The 2,855-nt window shown below is 64.0% G+C and carries 1 protein-coding gene and 1 pseudogene; both read right to left on the bottom strand.

The genetic code is table 11. The features are described from left to right. Positions 1-90: 90 nt before the first annotated feature. On the bottom strand, positions 91-675 hold the full coding sequence (locus LCF60_RS24170; protein ID WP_292295077.1) for a hypothetical protein: 585 nt from the start codon (positions 673-675) through the stop codon (positions 91-93). A 675-nt stretch (positions 676-1,350) separates the two neighbouring features. Beyond that, positions 1,351-2,855: pseudogene (locus LCF60_RS24165) on the bottom strand (DNA-binding protein); the annotation flags it as partial.

Genomic DNA, 2,855 nt, shown 5'->3' with positions numbered 1-2,855 from the left:
CGATGTCACTGGGGTGGAGGAAATCAGCGTCGAAGGACTTTCGTGGAGAGAATGAGAAGGGTCGGTCCGGCCGGGCCCGACCCAGGCTGATCAGGTCGCGCGGCGCAGCATGTCCGGCGTCGGCAGGTCGCAGCGGTAGCGTCTGAGAAAGCCGTGCCATTCGCAGAGGTGCGCGAAAATCGCCCCGATCTCGGCGGCCCGCCGTTCGGCGTCGCGCGTGTCTTGCGCCGGGTCGGCGAAGATCCGGACCTCGCGGAGATCGTGCTCGCTTGGGGATTGATCATACAGCATCGCGACGGTGAAATCCGCGAAATGCACCGTCTCGAACTCGTCCTCGGGCGCACCGAGCGCCCAGTGGAAGATGCGGGCCAATTCGCCATCGACGAGGTTGCGCGGGAGGAGATTGGCGAGGACCGATTGGGCCTGCGGCGCTAAGCGAATGACCGTGCCGTCGCAGCTGCGGCCGTCACCGGTGCCGATGAAGGCGCACTCGTACTCGGTGACGCTGCCGCCGATGTAGCGCGCACCCAGACCGTGGCCGAGCGCGAAGCCGACCAGGTCTCCCGCGGCGGCGTGTTCGAGATTGGCGAGACCCACGGACATGCTTTGGATCACGGGCCGGACCGGCATCGGCCATTCGCCGTGCAGGGAGGGACGAACGAGGAGTTTGGTCATGTAGGATGATCCTTGTGGTGTCATAAGAGGGAGCCCGCGGGAGGCGGGCGGGAAGGCGGAAGAGCGGTGGGCTCGGAAATTAGATTGGGGCGATGCGCGGCGCGCCAAAGAAACTTTCTCCGGTGGCGGCACATTTTTTTCGCCGCGGTCGGAGATCGGTGATCCGGTGTGTCCGGCGGGCGTAGCTGAACGGGTCGGCGCTGTCGTTTATCAATCGACCGAAGTCACAATGACGCGAACGCAAGACGCGGATGGCTACGTCGACAGTCGATGCCTTCGCGTGCAACGAGGTTCGACTGCTCATCGCTCTTCTGGGTTCTGCTGTGGCGGCGGATCACGACCTTGGACTTGGCCTTCCCCTGACCCCAGGCACCATGCGCACTTAGGTCGACCCTCCACGCCGTGGCGCGCCAATAAGGTCGGGGTGGCTCCTTTTTCACAAGACGGCCCACGCCGTTCGAGCGCTCCCAGGCTGCGAGCTTCTTGGTGAAGCGTGCCGGCGGCTTGGGACTGCCGTCGGTGTAGCGAATGAGCGCCCCCAAGGGGCGCGGTGTCGATGATGGTTGTTGCAGACATGATTCCTCATTCCGAATGCGAGTAATCGCACTCATCTTATTGATATTGTTACGCTATTGGGTGATTGGGGGCGGAATCTCCGCCCCCCGCTGGATCACGCTATTCCGCGGCCAGCATCGACGCGCTTTCAGCAGGCAGGTGATCCGTCAGGAGTGCAGGAAGGTCAGCTTCACTGACGCTGTCGGCCAGTTCGGCATCGATATCCGGCCCCTGCCCTTCGGCACGGTCCTCATCATCCAGCGCTACGAGATCGTTCCGGCGCAGGACCTCGGGCAACCAGCCGCTGCCCTTCAGTAAGCGCTCGGCCTCACTGGCCATTTCGCCTTTCTTCAGGTGATCGAGGAGCTGGGCAGTCCCCTCCCCTTTCGCCTCGCGCACGGCCTCGAGGGTGCGGGCCTTGGGCACGCGGTTGAGATAGGTGTCGACCGTCGGCTCCCAGCCCGCCTCGACCATATCGAGACCTGTCGCGCGCGCCACGAGATCGGCATGCTCCATGCGCCGGGTCAGTCCGGCTGCAGAGATGCCTGCTCCGTATGGGTTCACCTTTTCATGCAGCGCGTTGACGCCGAAGCTGAGGCAATGCGCCAGCAGAGCCAGACGGCTGCCTTGGTCGAGGACCGTCAAATAGTCCCAGAGCGCTGCATCGTCGCCAAGCGGCAGATCGGCTTCCCATTCCGCATGACGCTCAGCGACCAGCTTGGCCACCACGCTGTCCTTCAGATCGGGCGCCTGCGCCGACATGTAGACGTGACGCACTGAAGCTTCGAGACAGCTGCCCGAGTAGAGGAGGTGCGGAAGGTGTCCGTGACGAGCTTCCGGAGCAGCAGCGTTAGCGCGACATCCGGCGAGCGCCCGATCGCTTCACACAGCGCCAGCGTCCGGTGGGCCGTCAACTCCATGACCAACCGCTCGGGCAGTGGCTTCAGCGCTCCGTCATCCTCATCCTCCGGCAAGTCAGCTCCGATCGGCTGGCCACCCGACATGATGACGGTTCCGCCATGAGCGGCACTGACATGGCCATCGGTGAGATCACGATCATCCCCCTGCCCCGCCACCGCAGGATCAGTACCATCCTGGACCGCGGTCTCCTCAACGGGCTCATCCTCTGGACGCACATAGCCGCGATAGACGGCCAGCGCGCCGTAGCGGTCGAGCGTGACGAACGCCCCTGCCCGCCCGATCTCCTCCGCGTCGAAGATCAACGGCCGGGTCTCGATCTTTTCCATCTCCGTTTCCAACACGCCAAGCCGCGTGTCGATCTCGTCGGGGATTTCATCCTGACCCGCGTATTCCTCTTCCAGCGCCCGATACTCGGCGAGCAGCTTGGCATGGGCCGCACCTTCGTCATCCGTCATTGGTGCCGGATCGCCGGACAGGGACCGCAGACCGTGGCTGTAGCCATAGGGCAGGTCAAGCGCGACCTCGATCCACTTCCAGCCCTCAACCGCAACCGTCTCAACCTCGGCCTGGAGTTTTTCCGTCACCAGCCGATCGAGCAGGGCAGGATCCTCGAGCCAGCCACCGTCATCGCCCTGAAAGAGGTCATGCAGCATCGCGCCACCAGCGGCTTCATAGACCTCAACACCCACAAAGACCGCGCGCCG

Source organism: Marivita sp., from assembly GCF_020055635.1.
Lineage (GTDB): Bacteria > Pseudomonadota > Alphaproteobacteria > Rhodobacterales > Rhodobacteraceae > Marivita.
This window is presented reverse-complemented; position numbering and strand designations above follow the sequence as displayed.